Below are 18,451 nucleotides of genomic sequence, written 5' to 3' on the forward strand. Positions count from 1 at the left end.
CGGTCGTGCTCGGCCGGTACGGACAGGAACGACATCGATGAAAACCGAACGTAATCCGTGGTGGGGCCTGTCGGCCCTGGTGGTCGGGTTCTTCATGATCCTGCTGGACCTGACCATCGTTGCGGTGGCCAACCCGGCGATCATGACCGACCTGCAGGCAGACATCAATCAAGTCGTCTGGGTGACCAGCGCCTACCTGCTGACCTACGCGGTGCCCCTGTTGTTCACCGGTCGCCTCGGCGATCGGTTCGGGCCGAAGAACATCTATCTCGCCGGCCTGGTCGTGTTCACCGCGGCATCGCTGTGGTGCGCGACCTCCGGCTCGATCGAAATTCTCATCGCCGCCCGCGCCGTCCAGGGACTCGGCGCGGCGCTGATGACGCCGCAGACGATGGCGATCATCACTCGTACGTTCGCGCCGGACAAGCGGGGTGCGGCCATGGGGCTGTGGGGCGCTGTCGCCGGCCTGGCCTCACTGCTCGGCCCCCTCGTCGGCGGTGTGCTGGTGGACTGGCAGGGCTGGAACTGGATCTTCTACATCAACGTCCCGATCGGTGTCGTGGCGTTCGCATCGGCGGCGTGGCTGGTGCCCAGCCTCGAAACCCAACCGCACAAGTTCGACGTCGTCGGTGTGATCCTCAGCGGTATCGGTCTGTTCCTGCTGGTCTTCGGAATCCAGGAAGGATCCAGCCGGGACTGGGACGTCTGGACGTGGGTGATGATCGTCGCGGGTATCGCGGTGATGGTGCTGTTCGTGGTCAATCAGGCCCGCAACAAGGGTGAACCGTTGGTGCCGCTGAGCCTGTTCCGCGACCGGAACTTCTCGATGTCGAACATCGCGATCTCGTCGATGGGCGCAGCCATGACCGCCCTGATGGTCCCGGCCTACTTCTATCTCGAGACCGTCCGCGGATTCTCCCCCACGCGAGCAGCCCTGATCTTCGCCCCGATGGCGATCGTCACCGGCCTGACCGCACCGCTCATCGGCAAGTTCTCCGACAGGATGCCGCCGCGGGTCCTGCCCACCATCGGCTTCACGGTGTTCTCGGCGTCGGTCTTCGGCTTCGCGGTGCTGATGACGCCGGACAGTCCCATCGTGCTGTTCCTGATCATCGCCGCCGTTGCCGGCGTGTCCAATTCCTGCATCTGGGCACCGCTGGCGTCGACCGCAACCCACAACCTGCCCATCCATCAGGCGGGCGCCGGTGCCGGCATCTACAACACCACCCGCCAGGTCGGTTCGGTGCTGGGCAGTGCCGCGATCGGTGCCTTGATCTCGTCGCGGATGGCCGCGCAGGGACTGGGCGAAGTGCAGGCCGGCGAGGGAAGCGGCGCCGCGATGGGAAACGCTCTCCCGGAGCAGATCGCCGAGAAGTTCAGCACTGCGCTGAGCCAGTCGATGCTCCTGCCGGCGACGGTCCTGCTCATCGGGATCGTGGCGTCGGCGATGTTCGTCGGTCACGCCTCGTCGCAGCGGAAGGCACAGACCGGAACCGAACCCGATCGGGCCGAGATCACCGGCTGAGCGGAGCTCCCTCGTCGCGATCGTCCGGTCCTGGGCGGCACGAATGGAGACGCTCCCGCCGAGTACCGCACTCGGTGGGAGCGTTTCGTCTGTCGAAGTACGGTCAGCCGTAGTGGCAGACGTAGCTGACGGCTTCGGTGACCTCGATGTCGAACGAAGAATCGCCCGGCACCGAGAACGAATCACCGGCACCGTAGGTCGCCCATTCCTCACTGCCGGCCAGCCGGACGCGGCACGCGCCGCTGTGCAGCTCCATGACCTCCGGCGCGGCGGTTCCGAAGTTCAGGGTGGCGGGCAGGATCACGCCGGCCGACTTGCGGGTTCCATCCGCCAGATGGAAGTTGTGGCTGACGCACTTGCCGTCGAAGTAGACGTTGGCACGCGGGTCGAGCGTCACGTCGACGTAGGTCGAAGTCGGCTTACTCATGAACTGGAGCGTAGTGAGGCGGATGCGGGTCGCCGGTCGGAGGGTCGGTCGAGGTGGGTGACCCCCCGGGTGCGTGGCGGGTTCGCCAGGGTGTCATCGGTGCCGGTGCCGGTGCCGGTGCTGGTGCTGACGGGGCGGAAGGGTGGTGTCGTCGAGTGGCTGCCGGTCCGCCTCGTCGGTGAAACTCACCTCGACGGTTTCCTCGGGTCGGCGTTCCTCCATCTTGGCCAGGAGCACCATCGCCGACTTGTCCTGCGCGGTGAACGGCGGTTGCGTCATCGATCGGGGCCAGAGACGGTAACGCAGGACGACGTTGATCTCGGCGGCGAGCAGGGTCAGCCGCGCACCGAGATACAACCAGGACAGGAGTCCGAGGACGATGGCGAAGAAGCCGTAGACGTCGGTGGCGTGGTCGATGGTGTAGCGGACGAACCAGTCTCCGATGCGTTGGAGGATCTCCCAGAAGACGGTGGCGATGACTGCGCCGACGACCACGTCCCTGATCTGCACGGTGGCCGAGGTCAGCACGGTGAAACAGACCAGGAACACGGTGAAGTTCACAGCCGCCGACGCGACCATGGTCCATGCCCCGGACAGCGCGCCCAGGCGGGGAGCGAACCCGATCAGGGTGGTCGAGAGCAGGATGCCGAGGCCGAGGAACACCAGGATCGTCATTCCTCGGATGCGGCGGCCGACGAAGCCGGGCCAGTCCTTGAACGGAACGTTCCATACCGTGTTCATGGCGTTCTGGGCGGCCTGGCCGATGCCTTGGGCCCCGTAGAGGGCACCGAGCACACCGAGGACCAGAGCCCAGCCGTTACCCCGCAGCGGGTGGGTGGAACTGCGTAGCTGGGTCCCCAGGATGGGGAAATCGGCCAGCACGGAGTTGATCATGTCTTGTTCGAGGCCGGGATGACCGGCGAGGATGAACCCGAGGATCGTCGAAAACAGCAGCAGGACAGGGAAGACCGCGAACAATCCGTAATAGGCGATGATGGCGGACTTGCCGCCGGCCTGATCGTTGCCGAACTTCTGCACCACCGCGAACGGCACCGCGAGGACCGGATGTCGTTGCTGGAAGCCGTCGATCCGGCGGACCATGATTTCGATCCGGTTCATCGTTCGCCTCCGAAGTGGTACCGGGTCGGCTGTTCGTTTCCATTGTCCGAAGAACCACAAGGGGACGGGTGCCGGCGCGGGAACCCTGGCTCCGGCCGGAATCGGTCGACGGGGTACGGCGGGCCGAGGAGCAAGAGATCCGGGCGAACCGGCTTCGGCGACGCCGGTCGTCGACCCGCGGGAGCACTTTCCTATGCTTGGCGTTGCGCACGCCGTAATCGGTGTCGGTCGCGAACGGTTCCACCGACCCGGAACGCCGACCGGCGAGTGGCGTGCGCCTCGTCCGGGCGGCACCCTCAGCCTGCGACGGGTCAGACGAGCCCGAAAGGCAGAGGAGCGCAGTGAGCACCCCGGAATTGTCACAGTGGAACTCCCAGGAGGCCATTGCGGAAGCAATGATCCCGATCATCGGCGGTCTGCACCGCCGGCACTCGGTCACAATCCTGCTCCACAGCCGCTCCCTCGTGAACAAATCGGTCATCGGCATTCTGCGGACCCACCGTTTCGCGCGGCAGATCCGCGGCGACGAGCTGTCCGTCGAGGCGACATTCCCGTTCCTCGAAGCGCTGACCGATCTCGATCTGCAACCGTCGAAGATCGATCTCGGCCTGCTGGTGACGGCATATCACGCCGAGGGGGCCGGACGGTCCATCCCGGAGTTCGTCGCTGAGAGCCTCGCGGATCTGGTCGGCGGCGCGCAGACGAGCCCCGCGAAACCGCAGGACGTGGTCCTGTACGGGTTCGGGCGAATCGGCCGACTCGTCGCCCGTCTGCTCATCGAGAAGGCAGGCTCGGGCAATGGGCTGAACCTGCGTGCTGTGGTGGTCCGTAAGGGAGGTGACGACGACCTGACCAAGCGTGCCTCTCTGCTGCGTCGCGACTCCGTCCACGGACAGTTCAACGGCACGATCAAGGTCGACACCGAGAACAACGCCTTGGTCGCCAACGGCAATGTCATCAAGTTCATCTACAGCAACGATCCGGAAAGCGTCGACTACACCGAGTACGGCATCGACAAGGCCATCCTGATCGACAACACCGGAATCTGGCGCGACCGCGACGGGCTGTCGAAGCATCTCCGCCCCGGTATCGCCAAGGTGGTGCTCACCGCACCGGGTAAGGGTGATCTCCCGAACATCGTGCACGGCGTCAACCACCGCGACCTCGACCCGGACGAGAAGATCGTGTCGTGCGCGTCCTGCACCACCAATGCCATCGTTCCGCCGCTGAAGACCATGGACGACGAATTCGGTGTGGTGCGTGGTCACGTCGAGACGGTGCACTCGTTCACCAACGACCAGAACCTGCTGGACAACTACCACAAGGCCGACCGCCGGGGTCGTTCCGCGCCGTTCAACCTGGTGCTCACCGAGACCGGGGCCGCCTCGGCGGTCGCGAAGGCACTTCCCGATCTGAAAGCGAAGATCACCGGCAACTCGATCCGCGTCCCTACGCCGGATGTCTCCGTCGCGATTCTTCACCTTCAGCTGACTCGTGAGACCACCAAGGAGGAGGTGCTCGAGCACCTGCACCAGGAGTCGCTCACCGGGACGCTACGCCGCAACCTCGACTACACCTCGGCCACCGACGCAGTGTCGAGCGACTTCATCGGGTCGCGCGCGGCGTGCATCATCGACGCCAACGCCGCGATCGTCGACGGCGACACCGCCATTCTCTACGTCTGGTACGACAACGAATTCGGCTACTCGTGCCAGGTGGTACGCACCGTCCAGTACCTCTCGGGTGTGGAGTACCCCGTCTATCCCCTCACGGAAGCCGGCTCGGTGGAGCACGTCGATGCGCCTGCCGCTGCGCAGGGATAACAGACCTGCGGGGATTGCAGTAACGACCGTCCTCCAGGGACTCGTCGACGAGGGAACCCATCCTTACCTGAGGATGGGTTCCCTTTTACGTTGGGTCACCGAAGTATTCGCCGGGTAGAACCCCGACCGCACCTCTACCGCCCGGTCGTCGCGATCCGGTCCACAGCGCGGAGCACTGCACGCCGGTTCGCGGCGTCCGGCCGTGAGCTCGTCACGGTTCCGTCCCTCGCACGATCCTCGTATTCTGTCTTGTGGGGTCTCCTCGACGAAGGAGGCTGGAAATGAGTCGGCCGACCACAGACCCGACCTTCTATCGGACCGCAGCAGACGCGGCCGCCGCCCCACCGGAGCGATTGGCCTACGTGGCTGCGTTCGATCGCGCGGCGGACAAGCCCGACGCCATGAGCGTGATAGACGTGGATCCCGGCTCGGACACCTATGGCCGAGTAGTGGGCTGGACCGAGGTACCCGGGTTGGGCAACGAACTGCATCATTTCGGTTGGAACGCCTGCAGCAGCGCGTTGAAGCACGAGGGCCACGATATGGCGGGATTGGCACGCCGATACCTCATCGTGCCGGGCATCCGCTCGTCGTCCCTGTATGTGCTCGACACCGGGCCCGACCCGCGTCAACCCACCGTGGCCAAGGTTGTGGACGCTGCCGATCTCGCTGCCAAGGCGGGTTACTCTCGACCGCACACCTTGCACTGCGGGCCGGACGGCGTGTTCATGACCTGCCTGGGTGGTGCCGACGGATCCGACGGCCCAGGCGGGATCGCCATCCTCGATCACGGCACGTTCGACGTGCTCCGGCAATGGGAAGCCGACCGGGGGCCGCAGTATTTCGCGTACGACGCCTGGTGGCATCTGAACCAGAACACGCTGATCAGCAGCGAATGGGGCACACCGTCGATGATCGAGAACGGATTGGTGCCCGCGCTGCTACTGGCGAACGAGTACGGCCATGCGATTCATTTCTGGGACCTGTCCACAGGCGCGCACCAGCAGCGAGTGGATCTGGGCGCGCAGTATCAGATGCCGCTCGAACTGCGCCCGTCGCACGACCCGGAGGCCACCTGGGGATTCGTCGGCGTGGTCGTCTCGACCGAGGACCTGTCCGCGTCGGTGTGGCGTTGGCACCGCGGTGACGACGGTTGGGCAGTGGACAAGGTGATCACGATCCCGGCCGAGCCGGCGGAGCCGGACGCACTGCCGCCGGCGTTGAAGCCGTTCGGTGCGGTACCGCCGCTCGTCTCCGACATCGACCTGTCGGTCGACGACGCGTTCCTCTACGTCTCGTGCTGGGGCACCGGAGAGCTGAAACAGTTCGACGTGCGTGAGCCCGACCATCCGAAGGAGACCGGGTCCGTCCGACTCGGAGGGATCGTCGGCCGCCGCGCCCATCCGGCGGTACCGAACGAGCCGCTGTCCGGTGGTCCGCAGATGGTCGAGATCAGCCGGGACGGCAAGCGGGTCTACGTCACCAACTCCTTGTACGGGGCCTGGGACGACCAGTTCTACCCGGACGGGGTCGGCGCCTGGATGGCCCTGCTGCACACCGACCCTCGCGGCGGGATGGAAATCGACGAGCGCTTCTTCCCGCACGGCGACGACTTTCGGGGTCTGCGGGCGCACCAGGTTCGCCTCCAGGGTGGCGACGCCTCCTCGGATTCCTACTGCTATCGGTAACGACGGCTCGGACCCGAGGCCTCCACTCCGTTGGCGCACCCTCCGGCTCGACTCGGTCAGGGCTGGTAGTCGGGGTACTTCGTGTGCAGCCGGAAATATCCGGTCACGTTCTCCCGGAGCCAGTCCTTGCCGTCGTCGGGAGTGCGACCGTCACAGATCGCGTCGCCTTCGATGCAGACTCGCTCGACGTGGATCTCGCCGAAATCGCTGCGAGCGCCGCCGAGCGTCACGCCGGGAACGACGGGACCCGGGAACAAGGTCTCGACGCCGCGGTTGTCGCGGGGATCGGAGTAGAGAATGCCCGAGATCCGTTCGGCGGGAACGGACCCGTCGGCTGCGATCTCGGCGAGAACGTCTCCCGCGATCGAAGCGCCTTGCGAGTATCCGAGAACCAGCAGGTCCGAGTCGGGGCAGGTGCTGTGTCGGACGGTGATGGTCTGGCGGAGTCGCTGATGCCCGATCTGCTTCGACCTGTCGTAGGCGACGGCACCGTCGTCGTCTATGCCGTCGAAATCGTCGCTCGAGCCGGTGCCCGGCATCGGTACGACCACTGCGGGGTACCGGATGTGTTCGACCACCGTGCCGGGAACCTCGTAACGAGCGGAGATCTCCGCCAGGGGGGATTCCGGATCGATCGAGTCGAGGGTCTCGAAGCCGCGGGTGCCGTCGACGGCGAGAACGTATCGTTCAGGGCAGTTGCGGACCGGGTCGGCGGACGCGGAGCCGACCGGACCCGCGACGCTCAGTCCTGCAGTAAGCAAACCTGCGGTGAGCAGGCCGACGGCGCGGCGGTGTCTGCGATCGATCCGGGACATGCGCGATTCTCCTCGTGTGTCCCCGACAGACAACAATCGACGTCGATGATATCGATGTCTCTTTTGTTCGGCATGGTGGGGGTGCGCGATCTCGGTGACGGTCGGAGAATCTCTGCACGATGTGAACGGAACATCCTCATCGAGGTCGCGAGGCTTCGGCCGGAACGGTTCACGTAGCTCGATCCCGCAGTACACCGACGAAGCGGTCCGAGACCGGGTCCCGTCCCTGTACCGCCGAGATCAACGACCTCCGAGCCGAAGTGGATTCTCGCCGTGCTCCGTCGAGGACGGCGTGGGAGGGCGGAAGGTGGTCGACGAGCACCCGATCAACCCTGATCGAGCTGTGCGACAACCAGATGCAATGCCGCCGTGGTGCTGAGAGTTCGAATGCGCTCGCGGTCCCCGGGGAAGCGGCGGGTGACGGTGTACGTCGGCCGTCCCTCGATCGCGACGCCGAAGCAGACCGTGCCGACCGGCTTGGCCTCGGTGCCACCGCCGGGGCCGGCGATGCCGGTGGTGGAGACCGCGACGTCGACCTTCAGCCGATGTCGGGCACCCTCGGCCATGGCTGCGGCGACCTGTTCGCTCACCGCGCCGTGCGCGACGATCATTTCGGCCGGTACGTCGATCAGATCGGACTTCGCGTCGTTGGAGTACGAGACCACCCCACCCATGACGTAGGCCGACGACCCGGGTCGGTCGGTGAGACGCGCAGCGACGAGACCGCCGGTGCACGACTCCGCAGTTCCGATCGAGCGACCGTCGAGGGCATCGATCAGCCGGTCGTCGATGGTGGCACCGGCGAGGGAGAAGATCTGGCGTTCATGGTGTTCGATGAGGACGCCGAGAAGACGGCGATAGATGTGTGCGTCGCCGGAGGCGAATCGGGTCACCATGTCGAGTTCACCGTGTCGAAGGCACGTGGTGATCTCGAGCCGGTCGAGGTCGGCGATCTCCGTTTCGGCCCGGCGCAGTGTCTCGGCGAGTTGTGCCTCGTGCAATCCGTAGGCGCGCACGGTTTCCTGCTGCAGTTCGTCGGCTCGGGACAGTACGTCGGCGACCGCGGGTGAGGTGACCGCGCTAGGCCACATCGCCTGCAGCTCACCGGGCGGGCCGGGCAGGATCACGATGGTCGGCACCGGCGGATCACCGGGCACCGCGGGGATGACCACACCCGGCGCTGTACCTGTGGGCGGCAGAGCAGTGGCGCCGATGGGAACGTGCGCCTGCTTACGGATCCCGATACGCGTCGGCCCCGCGTCGAGATCCGGGGCGTCCGGTCGGAAGCTGCGGATGACGCCCGCGATGTGTTCTTCGAGTCCGGGGTCGAGCAGAAGCTCGCGATTGCAGAACTCGGCGACGGTGGAGACGGTGAGGTCGTCGGCGGTGGGACCGAGACCCCCGCTGGTGACGACGAGGTCGACGCCCTGCTCGGTGAGGAAACGCAGCTGTGCGGTCAGGTCGGCGGGCCGGTCGCCGCAAATCGTGATGTGGGCGACGTCGACGCCGAGTTTCAGGAGTCGGTCGGACAACCACGGTCCGTTCTGGTCGGCGATCCTCCCGGTCAGCACTTCGGTTCCGGTCACGATGATTCCTGCACGTACGCTCACGGAGCCGAGCCTAGTCACAGTGTCCGCCGGTGATTTGCGCCCGACCGGGAAGTTCCCTCCCCGATTTCTGATCTCGACCCGAGAGGTGACGTCTTTTCACGACAGCAAGGGACGCTTTTCGTGCGAGCGGGTGTGGATACCCTCGCAACGGACCTCAGGCCGCAGCCGGGACCCGACACCCGCACCGCACGGCCCGTCCGTGCTCGTCGTCGGGCAGCCACCCGTACTCGTCGCAGTCGTCGCACTTCGGTTGGTGACACGGGGTGTCGGCAGCGACCGCCACAAGGGCAACCATCCGTGCGCCAAGCGCATCGGATTACCCGGTCTGTGCACGGATTTCGCCGCTGCGACAAGCATTGCCACCCCGTGCGTAGCGATGAGTGCTTCGATTGCCGCTGCCGCATCGGGTTCGAGGTAGACGAATGTCGCAGTGAGTTCGGCTCGCCTGCAGGCCGCTGCGAGCTCGACCATCGCCGGACTCAGCGGTTCCTTCGCGACGCGCGGAGTGCGGTTGGTTTCCGTCCTCGGTAGATCAGTACTTTCAAGAACGCCTGGGGCGCCGCTGTCCGCGCCGCCACGGGTCGGATTCTCAGGTGCCGGGTCGGCGACGGGACGTTCGTAGACGGTCTGGATGGTGATCCACCGGCCGAGCTCGTTCTGGATCGTCTCGCGCACCAGGTAGCCGAGGTCGGCGAGCTCGCGCAGTGCAGCTCGGATCGCGTCGCGGCCTTCCCTGGGCGACTGGGCCGCGATCGAGTCGGCGCGGGTGCGCCAGTCGTCGGGTTTGGACAGCAACCAGACGAGCACGCCCCGGGCGCGGAAGGACAGCCGCTCATCGGTGATGACAGCGTTGCTGAGAACGGTGAAATCGGCGGCCAGGCGCGGTCCACGACGCACCCCGCCGGCCAGGGTATTCTGACCCCCGTTCGACTCCTTGATCGGTCGGACATCTGGCGCGCTCAACGGGCTTCGAAGCGTGCCTCGACGTCGGCGGTGAGAGTGACGCGGTCGGGTTCGAACACCAACTCGGGCTCGGCGGACTCGGGCGCGCCCATCGCATCCGACCGCAACATCGCGGTGTGCATCATGGGAGCGCCCGCCGTGTGGACGGGGGAGGGCTGGGACCCGAGCATGCCCGGATCGGCGATGGCCACAGCGCGAATCGTGTTGAGGCCCAACGAGGCCGTGTACGCCTTCGCCTTGACCAGTGCGTCGCCCACGGCGAGATCGCGGACCCGCGCGAGTCGCTTCTGCTGCGCCTTGCGGGTGATCCACCAACGAAGATCGGCGACGGTGACCACCTCGAGCGCCGCAACCTGCTCGACGAAGGTACCCACCACGTCCAACTCGTGGAAGGTCACGGTGATCGACGCCGACGAGTTGTACACCCAGGGCCGATTCTTACCCTCACGGCTGAACGGGCGTCGCCGACTGTGGCGTACCCGATCGAAGGTCCACCTCTTCACCGGGCTCGGGGAAGACTCCCGCAATTCGGTCACGAGATCGGTGATCGTGGCGACAGCCGCGGCCACCGGTTCTGCAGCCTGCTTGCGCGACGTGCCATCGGCGTGCGCGCGCAGCACCACCGTGCACCGGTTGGGTGCGACGGTGCGTTCGGCATGACCGGTGACGGTGATCGTGACGGGAGGCTGGGTCATGCGCACGAGTGTGCCACTCCGAAAGTTTTCAGAAGTGAGAGGTGTGACTGATGGGACGACTGGGTACTCGAGGTGAGTCGAACTAGCCAGTGTTCACGAAAGGACTGCACATGCTCGGACTCGGAATCCTCGGTTGGATCATCATCGGTGGTCTCGCCGGCTGGATCGGTAGCAAGATCATGGGCACCGACGCCCAGCAGGGCATTCTCCTCAACGTCGTTGTCGGCGTCATCGGCGGCTTGATCGGTGGCTTCCTGCTCAAGGTCTTCGGCGTGGATGTCGAAGGCGGCGGACTGATTTTCAGCTTCCTGACCTGCCTCCTCGGCGCGGTCGTCCTGCTGTTCGTCGTCAAGGCCGCCACCGGCCGCGGCGTGCGCCGCTAACCGTTCTGCACCGCTCGAGGTCCCGGATCCGCACAGGGTCCGGGACCTCGCTCATGTCCGGACCTGGTATCCGTCAGCCCAACCGGTCGCGGAACCAGCGTGGGTCGGGATTGGTATGCGACACATCGCCGACGAACACGGTAGGCACCGTCTCGTTCCCGCCGTTGACTTCCCGAACCCGCGCCGCGGCGGCGGGATCCCGCCAGATGTCGACCTAGATCGCGCGACGTGCCCGCGAACGCACGGTGGCGCGCAACCGGATGCAGAAGGTGCAGCCCGGGCGCCAGTACACCACGGGAACGCCGCGGGCCACTGCATCGCGACGAGCGGTCGCGTCGTCGACATGATGGGGGAAGAACAGGGGAGAGACGACCCACGCCATCGCGAGCAGCAATACCGACGTCACCACCGAGGTCACGTCGAATGCACCGGTGAGCAGAACGACGGACGCAACGACCACCATCGCCGCAGCCAGGATCCAGGTTCGCCACACAGGAGTGAGCCTAGTTCCTTCGAATCGGCATCGACGGAGGGCTCGAAGGCTGCCCGATGACCGCTCCGCCCATATGCCGCTACCTGAGGGTCTGCGCACAGGAGAGAGCGCGCGCTAGCGTATTCGGTCATGGTCGTCACCGAGAGTTCACCTCCTGTATCCCCGCGGTTGGTCCGCTCGATGTTCATCCCTGCCGTGGGGGTCGCACTCGTGCTGACTCTGCTCGCGGCAGCGACGGTGCCGATCCGCGATCGCCTGTACCTGTCCGTCGCCCGGACCGTCGAGGGATCGTTTCTCGGACCGCTCGCGGGTCTCGTCGCCGACAAGGGGCTGCTCGTCCTCGTCGCCTTCACCGGTGTCCTGGCGGCATGGTTGTGGCGGAACGACCGCCGGGGCTTCGGCGCCCTCGCCGCCGGCGGTCTCGGAGTGGTGGGTGCCTACCTGTCGAGCGAACTCGTCAAACTGGTGGTGACGGAGCCGCGACCGTGTCGCGCGCTCGGCATCGCGACGGTACTGGAGTGTCCCGAGGTGGGCGACTGGTCCTGGCCGTCCAACCATTCCGTCATCGCCGCCTCGTTCGCGACCGCGTGTGTGCTTGCGGCTCCGCGCCTGATCTGGCTGGTCGCGCCGCTCGCGGCGGTGCTCGCGTTCTCCCGGGTGACGGTGGGGGTGCACTACGTGCACGACGTGCTGTCGGGCATGGCGCTCGGTGTACTGGTCGTGTCGCTCGTCGTCGCGGTGCTTCTGCCCTTCGCGTCGCGACTTCCCATCCTGTCGCGCGAGGCCCGGTCGAACGGGGACGGGTCTGGACAGCGGGTGAGCCCAGGGCGTTGACTGAAGGTACACAGTCCGGACCGGGAGGCCGTCATGGGCATCATTGTCGGCTTCCGCGGCGGCGGTGCTCGATGAGTACCGGGGACCGGATCCGGGATCTCGGGTATGCAGCGGGGTGGCGGGCGGTATGCGCGCTTCCGGAGAAGCCGGCGAACCGCCTGTTCGAGATGGCCGCGGACCGTGCGGCGCGAGACGGTGGGCCGATCCAACTACGACGCAACCTTGCCCGGGTGTTGTCCACTACTCCGGATCGGGTGCCCGACGAACTCGTGCGCGCGAGTCTGCGTTCCTACGCGCGGTATTGGTGTGAGGCATTCCGGTTGCCGTCGATGGACCCGGTACGGCTGGCCGAGACCATCGACTCCGCGGCGACCGGACTCGAACACATCCACGAGGCCGTCGCGCGTGGGCGCGGAGCTGTATTGGCGCTTCCGCACAGCGGCAACTGGGACCTGGCGGGAGTGTGGATCGTACAGCGGATCGGCACACCGACCGTCGTCGCCGAGCGGCTGCAACCGGAATCGTTGTTCCGCCGCTTCGTCCGGTTTCGTGAACGTCTGGGTTTCGAGATCCTCCCGCTCACCGGTGGCACGGTTCCCCCGTTCGAACGATTGACCGTCCGAATTCGTCAGGGACGGTTCGTCGGCCTCCTCGGCGAGCGTGATCTGACAGGAGCGGGCGTGCCGGTCACCTTCTTCGGCGAACCGGCCTGCATGCCGGTCGGCCCGGCCCGGCTGGCGATCGACACCGGCGCACCGCTGCTGCCGGTGCATTGCTGGTTCACTCCGGGCGGCTGGGGGTTCCATGTCGACGCGCCGATCGATACCGCAGGAAGCGTACAGGCCACGACTCAGTCCCTGGCCGACCGGTTCGCCGCCGGTATCGCCGCGCATCCCGCCGACTGGCACATGCTGCAACCGGTGTGGACGGCCGACAGGTGGGGCCACCCGCAGACGCCTCCGGCGGGGCGTTGAGAACTGCCCGCAGGGAGATGGTTCGCTACCGATAACCCTCGATCCCTGCAGGTGGGCCCAGCGGCGATGCGACTTTCGGCTCTACAACGACGGTTGCGGAGGATCGACACTGAGGACGGAAGCACGATGCCCGGAGAGTGTGATGATCCGCGGAGACACGGCAGCGGTTCGGTGGTGGCGCTTGCGGCCGTGGAGCGCGAACCCGCTCATGCGCGGCAGTGACCGCCTCGAGGCCGTCGCAGTGGTGCTTCTGGCCGCCATCATGCTGCTGTTGGTGCCTGTCGCCGGTGTCATCGGTACCGACTCGTATGCGCAGCTGACCGAACGATCGCATCAGCAGGCGATCGAAGAGCGGCAGGTGCCGGCGATCGTTCTCGATGACGATCCGGACGATGTGGCGGTGCGCGACCCGGTGGCCGAGTATCCATCGCGTCTCGGACCGGTTCTCGCGCGATGGGAAGTGGGGGGCGTCGAGCACACGGGCCTGGTGGGTCTCGATTCCCGGGGCGAGACAGGGGAGACGGTGCGCATCCGAGTCGACGAGAAGGGCGACTACATGCCTGCTCCCCGCACCGGAACCGAGAACGCGATCGCTGCGCTGGGTGCGGCACTGGCATTCCTCATCCTCGAAACCGTCGGATGCGTGCTCACACTGCTCGGAATTCACGGCGTTGTGAACCGGCATCGAATCTCCCAGTGGCACCGGGAGTGGCAGGACACGCGGCGGCTTCCCGGGTGGCCCATCGGCTGAGCGCGCCGCCGGATGGGCCCACGTGCCGGATGCGGTGTATCGGACGGTCAAGCGAAGTGGGCTCCGGTGATCTCCGCACGAAAGAACTCGCCGTCCGAACCGGTACCCGTGTCCCACCTCGCGCCGATACGCGAGGCGATGGTCATGCCACCGAACCGGCGCTCGGCCTCGACGGTGACGATGAACGGGTACCGACCGAATCCCTGCCCTTCGGGGTCGCCCCACCGCAGCATCCGCAGCCCTCGCAGCGCCCCGTCTTCGGCGATGTCCAGGCGTACGGTCTCCTGCCGGCCCGCCACCGTCCAGGCCGCGGACGCGAGGAGTTCGTCGCCACTCCACCGCGCGAGGGGAAAAGCGGTGGGCACGAAGATGCTCTCTCCGGCGAGGCGGCCGGCCGCACTGTCGCTGACATCCCGGCCGGTGGCGGACATCATCGGAATGAATCCTCCTATCCGCCAGCGCATCTCACCGACCCCGGCGGTGAAACGGTCGTAACCCGATACGGGAACAGGGCCGATCCGGGTGGTCGCAGCCCAGATGAATCCTGTCGCCGGAGCGAGAAGTTGCACGGCGGTGAACGGCCGCCAGGATCCGAGCCGGATCTGCCCGGACATTTCCAGTCGTACGGCAGCGGCCATCGGCGTACCGTCGGCAACCGCATGGTCGATCCAGCGCCGCACAGCCGGTGGCAGAGATTCGGTCAGGGCCGGGGAGAACGGTGCGGTGCTGCCCCGAACCTCGGAAAGGGTGCGCCAGTGTGCGCCGACATGACGCGCGGCGAGAGGAACAGTTCGTGCACGGCCCATCCGCCCGCATCCTTCACCGGTCGACTCGGCCCTTCCGGTGATTCGTCCGGATGTCGGTTCGTCATCGGTCGAATCGGGCCGATATTCGCTGCTTCCAGCACACTATGCCCCGCCATCGAGTCCTTGCCGGCTGTTCTGCTGATCAGAACGGATTTTCCGTGGAGCCCACCAGATCCGCAACCGAGTCGATGACGCGGGTCGGCCGATAGGGGAATCTCTCGACGGATTCGCGGGTGGAAATACCCGTCAGAACCAGCAGCGTCTGCAGCCCGGCCTCGAGGCCGCAGACGATGTCGGTGTCCATTCGGTCGCCGATCATCAGCGTGTGGGCGGAGTGCGCACCGATCGCGCGCAGGGCCGAGCGCATCATCAGGGCGTTCGGTTTACCGACGAAATACGGTTCGCGGCCCGTCGCGCGGGTGATCAGCGCCGCGACCGCCCCGGTGGCGGGTAGTGAGCCCTCCCGCGAGGGGCCGGTCGGATCCGGGTTGGTCGCGATGAAGCGGGCGCCGCGTTCGACGAGACGGATCGCGGTGGTGATCGCCTCGAAGGAGTACGTGCGCGTCTCCCCGAGGACGACGTAGTCGGGGTCGCTGTCGGTCAGCACGTATCCGATGTCGTGCAGGGCCGTCGTCAATCCGGATTCGCCCACCACATAGGCGCTACCGCCGGGTCGTTGATCGGCCAGGAACGTCGCCGTCGCCAACGCCGAGGTCCAGATCGACTTCTCGGGAACGTCGAGGCCGGTACGCAGCAGGCGGGCACGGAGGTCTCGTGGCGTGCGGATGGAGTTGTTGGTGAGCACCATGAACGGTGTGCCGTTCTCGCGCAGTTCGGTCAGGAACGTATCGGCGCCGGGAATCAAGTGATCCTCGTGCACCAGAACCCCGTCCATGTCCATGAGATAGTTCCAGACCGGCGCGGATACGGGTTCGTCGCTCACCGTTCGAGTGTGTCACCGACCGCTCGGCTCGGCAGCCGATACAACCCGATCACCCGACGAGGACGATATGTAGAACCGTGGCCGCCGAACGGCCTGTGAAAATTGCGTCCTGCGAAGCCGGGCATCGACGACCCCGGCGGCTCCGCGCTGTCCGCTCCGTGCGGATTCGATGCTGCGTAAGGAACTCACCCGCCGAGGTTCGCGATGGTCGAGTCGAGCACACCCGCCTGTAGCTCGAGGTCGCTCTCGTCGTAGTCCCGATCCTTCGGCAGCCGTGTCCGGAGTTCCTCTCGCGTGACCACGAGGAAGGCTCGATTCCGATCGGTTACGTCGTGGCCTCCGACAACGCGGAATAGACCTTCCTCCAGAACGAGTGCGGGGTTGTCGAGTGTCGAGTCGAGAAGTTCTCGTAGGTCGGCGACGGTGAGGTTGGTAGGCACATGTCCTCCTGCACTTGCAGTCCTCGTGAACCCAGTGGTGGGCCTCTGCGGAGATACCCGGTCCAGTGCCGGCCGAACCCGGCGAGCCTCGGTCGGCGTAGCGGGTCGAGGCAACCTCGGGGAAGTGGCTCACCGGTCGCGAGTCGGTGAGTGTCGCCTCGACTTTCGAAACGTTGAAGACCAATAGGAAGCCGGTACAGAATCACCGGTAGATACAACGCGCAGTGTGGAGTCGCGTACGCGTGGTCTACGCGGTACGAGAGTGGGGAGTTGCGTTGACGATTGCGAGCAGGGCCTGCAGGGAGGCGGCCTCGTCCTCGGCGACAGTCGGCCGCGAGGTGGCAAGCGTCCCGCAGCCGGCCGCGATCATCCCGAGGATGAAGCCGAGTTCGAAAAACCAGAAGAAGCCGAGGGACAGCACTCCCAGCCAAGCAGATACCGCGGGTAGCAGGAAGCGTGGTCGGTGCGATCCCCGACGCCCCGTGCTCCCGAACGCAGGGGCCGGGTCGAATCAGGGTCGCTCATCGGTCCTCCTTCGCGTAGGGGACGAGTCGGGCCGGTAGGTAGGTGTACGGATCACGCGTACCGGAAACGGGGTGCGGATCTGGTGCTGAGCGCGTATATGCGGGTGATGAACGGCCAAAACCCCGGGGACATGCACCGAGGGTGCCGAGGCCGCTCCGGGGCTTTGGTTATCTACCCTATCGGGGGCGGAGCGGCATGCCTACCGGTTTGCCGCGCTCCGTGTGCGCAGCGATTGTCGACCCCACCAGCGTCAGGACGGAGTGTCGGTCCCGGTCTTCAAGAGTCGGGTTGCCAGTCGAACGTGATCCCTGATCTCGTGACGAGATTCGATGCCCATGGAGGGACAGGATCAGATGAGTACAGCGGACGGCAAATTCGCTTCAGCGACCGGCTCCGGGCCGGGAGTCGGTCGGGACATTGCTCGAGGTCTTGCGTCCGAAGACGCGCATACGGCAATGCAGGACGAGGAAAAGAACGTCGTACTGCTCCATCGAGACGGGCCTGTGGGAGTCATCACCCTCAACCGGCCCCGGGTTCTCAATGCCGTCGACGCTGCTCTGTCCGACGCGTTGGGTGCCGTTCTCGACGAGTTCGATCGTGACCCCGGTCTGCGAGTCGGCGTCGTGACCGGAGCGGGACGAGCATTTTGCGCCGGCGCCGATCTCGCGGCCTTCGCCGATGGCGAGTCCGTGCTGCCGACAATCCATCCGGAGTGGGGCTTTGCCGGCTTGGTCGAGCATTACGTGTCCAAGCCGCTCATCGCCGCTGTCAACGGGGTGGCGGTGGGTGGTGGTACCGAGATCGTGCTGGCGTGTGATCTCGCCGTGCTCAGTTCCGAAGCCACGCTCGGGTTGCCGGAGGTCAAACGTGGTCTCATCGCGGGAGGCGGAGGTCTCATACGTCTTCCCGGACAGATTCCCCCGAAGATCGCCGCGCACGCAGTCTTCACCGGCGAACCTGTTTCGGCCGAGGCGGCCCTGCGCTGGGGGCTGGTCAACTCGGTGGTTTCGCCCTCAGAGGTACTGCCCGAAGCATTACGTCTGGCTCATGTCATCGCAGCCAACGCACCCGTCGCGGTACGCGCGAGCAAGAAGATCATGGCGCACGCGCAAGCAGCCGGACTCGAAGACCGCATCTGGAAAGTAAATTCGGCGGAGTCCGACGCCGTGTGTGCCAGCGAGGACGCGTTGGAAGGTGCTGCCGCATTCACCGAGAAACGGCCGCCCGTATGGCGGAACCGCTGAACTGTGCACATCTTCTCGCCGTAGCAGCTCGTCGACCGAGGGTTGGTGTGTGTATCCACGACCTTCTCGAGCTGTCGCACCTCTCGGGATCGGGTGAGGCTCGAGCATCATGAATTTTCTGGATCGGCCTGAATTTTCCACATGCAATCGTAATTGCAAGGGGCGTTGGTGAAGAGAACGACAGAGGCGGCCGGACACGTTCGGAACGCGACTCGGACACAGACCGCGTTGTTGGATGCAGCGCTCGAGGTGTTTCTCAGGGACGGGTACGGCAAAGCTACGACCGCGGAGATCGTGGCCCTTGCAGGGGTAACCCGAGGAGCTCTCTACCATCACTTCGCGAACAAACACGAATTGTTCCGAGCTGTGATCGAGCGCGCGCAACGGGGGATT

Annotated in this window: 18 protein-coding genes and 2 pseudogenes; 9 read left to right on the forward strand and 11 right to left on the reverse strand. The window is 65.9% G+C overall.

The genetic code is table 11. The features are described from left to right. Window positions 1-37: 37 nt before the first annotated feature. The gene (locus tag EQ874_RS11480; RefSeq protein ID WP_064065158.1) at window positions 38-1,525 is read left to right on the forward strand and encodes a DHA2 family efflux MFS transporter permease subunit; all 1,488 of its coding nucleotides are present in this window, start codon (window positions 38-40) and stop codon (window positions 1,523-1,525) included. A 103-nt stretch (window positions 1,526-1,628) separates the two neighbouring features. Here EQ874_RS11480 and EQ874_RS11485 read toward each other — a convergent pair whose 3' ends face one another. Together EQ874_RS11485 and EQ874_RS11490 are read right to left on the reverse strand one after the other, a co-directional pair. Then, window positions 1,629-1,952, reverse strand: coding sequence for a pyrimidine/purine nucleoside phosphorylase (locus tag EQ874_RS11485; RefSeq protein WP_129976813.1), 324 nt, complete (start codon window positions 1,950-1,952; stop codon window positions 1,629-1,631). A 93-nt stretch (window positions 1,953-2,045) separates the two neighbouring features. Beyond that, the gene (locus EQ874_RS11490; RefSeq protein ID WP_129976814.1) at window positions 2,046-3,071 is read right to left on the reverse strand and encodes a YihY/virulence factor BrkB family protein; all 1,026 of its coding nucleotides are present in this window, start codon (window positions 3,069-3,071) and stop codon (window positions 2,046-2,048) included. A gap of 341 nt (window positions 3,072-3,412) precedes the next feature. Between EQ874_RS11490 and EQ874_RS11495 the strand changes: the two genes are divergently transcribed. Then, window positions 3,413-4,894 (forward strand): glyceraldehyde-3-phosphate dehydrogenase, encoded by a 1,482-nt coding sequence (locus tag EQ874_RS11495; RefSeq protein WP_129976815.1) that lies wholly within the window; start codon window positions 3,413-3,415, stop codon window positions 4,892-4,894. Between the two features lie 281 nt (window positions 4,895-5,175). Continuing rightward, entirely contained in the window at window positions 5,176-6,582 is a 1,407-nt protein-coding gene (locus EQ874_RS11500; RefSeq protein ID WP_129976816.1) for a selenium-binding protein SBP56-related protein, read from the forward strand. Between the two features lie 56 nt (window positions 6,583-6,638). Here EQ874_RS11500 and EQ874_RS11505 read toward each other — a convergent pair whose 3' ends face one another. The 4 genes and pseudogenes from EQ874_RS11505 to EQ874_RS11520 all read right to left on the reverse strand — a co-directional run bounded on the left by EQ874_RS11505 (window position 6,639) and on the right by EQ874_RS11520 (window position 10,665). Beyond that, window positions 6,639-7,397, reverse strand: coding sequence for a PE-PPE domain-containing protein (locus tag EQ874_RS11505; RefSeq protein ID WP_064065162.1), 759 nt, complete (start codon window positions 7,395-7,397; stop codon window positions 6,639-6,641). A 326-nt stretch (window positions 7,398-7,723) separates the two neighbouring features. After that, the gene (locus EQ874_RS11510; protein ID WP_129976817.1) at window positions 7,724-9,007 is read right to left on the reverse strand and encodes a competence/damage-inducible protein A; all 1,284 of its coding nucleotides are present in this window, start codon (window positions 9,005-9,007) and stop codon (window positions 7,724-7,726) included. 154 nt (window positions 9,008-9,161) lie between these two features. Then, window positions 9,162-9,904: pseudogene (locus EQ874_RS11515) on the reverse strand (replication protein). Window positions 9,905-9,966: 62 nt separating this feature from the next. Further along, window positions 9,967-10,665, reverse strand: coding sequence for an SIMPL domain-containing protein (locus EQ874_RS11520; protein WP_064065164.1), 699 nt, complete (start codon window positions 10,663-10,665; stop codon window positions 9,967-9,969). 110 nt (window positions 10,666-10,775) lie between these two features. On the opposite strand from EQ874_RS11520, the gene EQ874_RS11525 reads away from it, so the two are divergent. Then, window positions 10,776-11,048, forward strand: a complete 273-nt coding sequence (locus tag EQ874_RS11525) for a GlsB/YeaQ/YmgE family stress response membrane protein (protein ID WP_026003569.1) — start codon at window positions 10,776-10,778, stop codon at window positions 11,046-11,048. Between the two features lie 214 nt (window positions 11,049-11,262). Here the strand turns inward: EQ874_RS11525 and EQ874_RS11530 are convergent, their stop codons facing one another. After that, window positions 11,263-11,541: a hypothetical protein gene (locus tag EQ874_RS11530; protein ID WP_242496718.1), complete on the reverse strand. Its 279-nt coding sequence runs from the start codon at window positions 11,539-11,541 to the stop codon at window positions 11,263-11,265. A gap of 129 nt (window positions 11,542-11,670) precedes the next feature. Here EQ874_RS11530 and EQ874_RS11535 point away from each other — a divergent pair, with 129 nt between their 5' ends. The 3 genes from EQ874_RS11535 (at window position 11,671) to EQ874_RS11545 (ending at window position 14,100) form a co-directional block, all read left to right on the forward strand. After that, a complete protein-coding gene (locus EQ874_RS11535; RefSeq protein WP_242496719.1) occupies window positions 11,671-12,375 on the forward strand; it encodes a phosphatase PAP2 family protein in 705 nt (234 codons plus the stop codon). A gap of 71 nt (window positions 12,376-12,446) precedes the next feature. Then, on the forward strand, window positions 12,447-13,349 hold the full coding sequence (locus EQ874_RS11540; protein WP_064065166.1) for a phosphatidylinositol mannoside acyltransferase: 903 nt from the start codon (window positions 12,447-12,449) through the stop codon (window positions 13,347-13,349). Window positions 13,350-13,491: 142 nt separating this feature from the next. Continuing rightward, entirely contained in the window at window positions 13,492-14,100 is a 609-nt protein-coding gene (locus EQ874_RS11545; RefSeq protein WP_129976818.1) for a hypothetical protein, read from the forward strand. A gap of 47 nt (window positions 14,101-14,147) precedes the next feature. Here the strand turns inward: EQ874_RS11545 and EQ874_RS11550 are convergent, their stop codons facing one another. From EQ874_RS11550 to EQ874_RS22885, 4 genes are all read right to left on the reverse strand, one after another. Beyond that, entirely contained in the window at window positions 14,148-14,906 is a 759-nt protein-coding gene (locus EQ874_RS11550; RefSeq protein WP_242496720.1) for a DUF6544 family protein, read from the reverse strand. Window positions 14,907-15,048: 142 nt separating this feature from the next. Further along, complete coding sequence (locus EQ874_RS11555) at window positions 15,049-15,807, reverse strand: HAD-IIA family hydrolase (protein WP_129976933.1); 759 nt, start codon at window positions 15,805-15,807, stop codon at window positions 15,049-15,051. A gap of 227 nt (window positions 15,808-16,034) precedes the next feature. Continuing rightward, window positions 16,035-16,289, reverse strand: coding sequence for a hypothetical protein (locus tag EQ874_RS11560; protein WP_129976819.1), 255 nt, complete (start codon window positions 16,287-16,289; stop codon window positions 16,035-16,037). Between the two features lie 247 nt (window positions 16,290-16,536). Further along, the gene (locus EQ874_RS22885; protein ID WP_165369235.1) at window positions 16,537-16,710 is read right to left on the reverse strand and encodes a hypothetical protein; all 174 of its coding nucleotides are present in this window, start codon (window positions 16,708-16,710) and stop codon (window positions 16,537-16,539) included. 559 nt (window positions 16,711-17,269) lie between these two features. Here EQ874_RS22885 and EQ874_RS11565 point away from each other — a divergent pair. Together EQ874_RS11565 and EQ874_RS23365 are read left to right on the forward strand one after the other, a co-directional pair. Then, window positions 17,270-18,058: a crotonase/enoyl-CoA hydratase family protein gene (locus EQ874_RS11565; protein WP_129976934.1), complete on the forward strand. Its 789-nt coding sequence runs from the start codon at window positions 17,270-17,272 to the stop codon at window positions 18,056-18,058. 168 nt (window positions 18,059-18,226) lie between these two features. Next, a pseudogene (locus tag EQ874_RS23365) lies at window positions 18,227-18,415 on the forward strand (helix-turn-helix domain-containing protein); the annotation flags it as partial. Window positions 18,416-18,451 lie beyond the last annotated feature (36 nt).

It is taken from the genome of Rhodococcus sp. Q1 (genome assembly GCF_004153645.1).
Classification (GTDB): Bacteria; Actinomycetota; Actinomycetes; order Mycobacteriales; family Mycobacteriaceae; genus Rhodococcus; species Rhodococcus gordoniae.

Excerpts from the sequence above, each read along its gene's own strand:
- EQ874_RS11480 (WP_064065158.1), top strand. The coding sequence starts at position 38 with ATGAAAACCGAACGTAATCCGTGGTGGGGCCTGTCGGCCCTGGTGGTC.
- EQ874_RS11485 (WP_129976813.1), bottom strand. The coding sequence starts at position 1,952 with ATGAGTAAGCCGACTTCGACCTACGTCGACGTGACGCTCGACCCGCGT.
- EQ874_RS11490 (WP_129976814.1), bottom strand. The coding sequence starts at position 3,071 with ATGAACCGGATCGAAATCATGGTCCGCCGGATCGACGGCTTCCAGCAA.
- EQ874_RS11500 (WP_129976816.1), top strand. The coding sequence starts at position 5,176 with ATGAGTCGGCCGACCACAGACCCGACCTTCTATCGGACCGCAGCAGAC.
- EQ874_RS11505 (WP_064065162.1), bottom strand. The coding sequence starts at position 7,397 with ATGTCCCGGATCGATCGCAGACACCGCCGCGCCGTCGGCCTGCTCACC.
- EQ874_RS11520 (WP_064065164.1), bottom strand. The coding sequence starts at position 10,665 with ATGACCCAGCCTCCCGTCACGATCACCGTCACCGGTCATGCCGAACGC.
- EQ874_RS11525 (WP_026003569.1), top strand. The coding sequence starts at position 10,776 with ATGCTCGGACTCGGAATCCTCGGTTGGATCATCATCGGTGGTCTCGCC.
- EQ874_RS11535 (WP_242496719.1), top strand. The coding sequence starts at position 11,671 with ATGGTCGTCACCGAGAGTTCACCTCCTGTATCCCCGCGGTTGGTCCGC.
- EQ874_RS11540 (WP_064065166.1), top strand. The coding sequence starts at position 12,447 with ATGAGTACCGGGGACCGGATCCGGGATCTCGGGTATGCAGCGGGGTGG.
- EQ874_RS11545 (WP_129976818.1), top strand. The coding sequence starts at position 13,492 with ATGATCCGCGGAGACACGGCAGCGGTTCGGTGGTGGCGCTTGCGGCCG.
- EQ874_RS11550 (WP_242496720.1), bottom strand. The coding sequence starts at position 14,906 with ATGGGCCGTGCACGAACTGTTCCTCTCGCCGCGCGTCATGTCGGCGCA.
- EQ874_RS11555 (WP_129976933.1), bottom strand. The coding sequence starts at position 15,807 with ATGGACATGGACGGGGTTCTGGTGCACGAGGATCACTTGATTCCCGGC.
- EQ874_RS11565 (WP_129976934.1), top strand. The coding sequence starts at position 17,270 with ATGCAGGACGAGGAAAAGAACGTCGTACTGCTCCATCGAGACGGGCCT.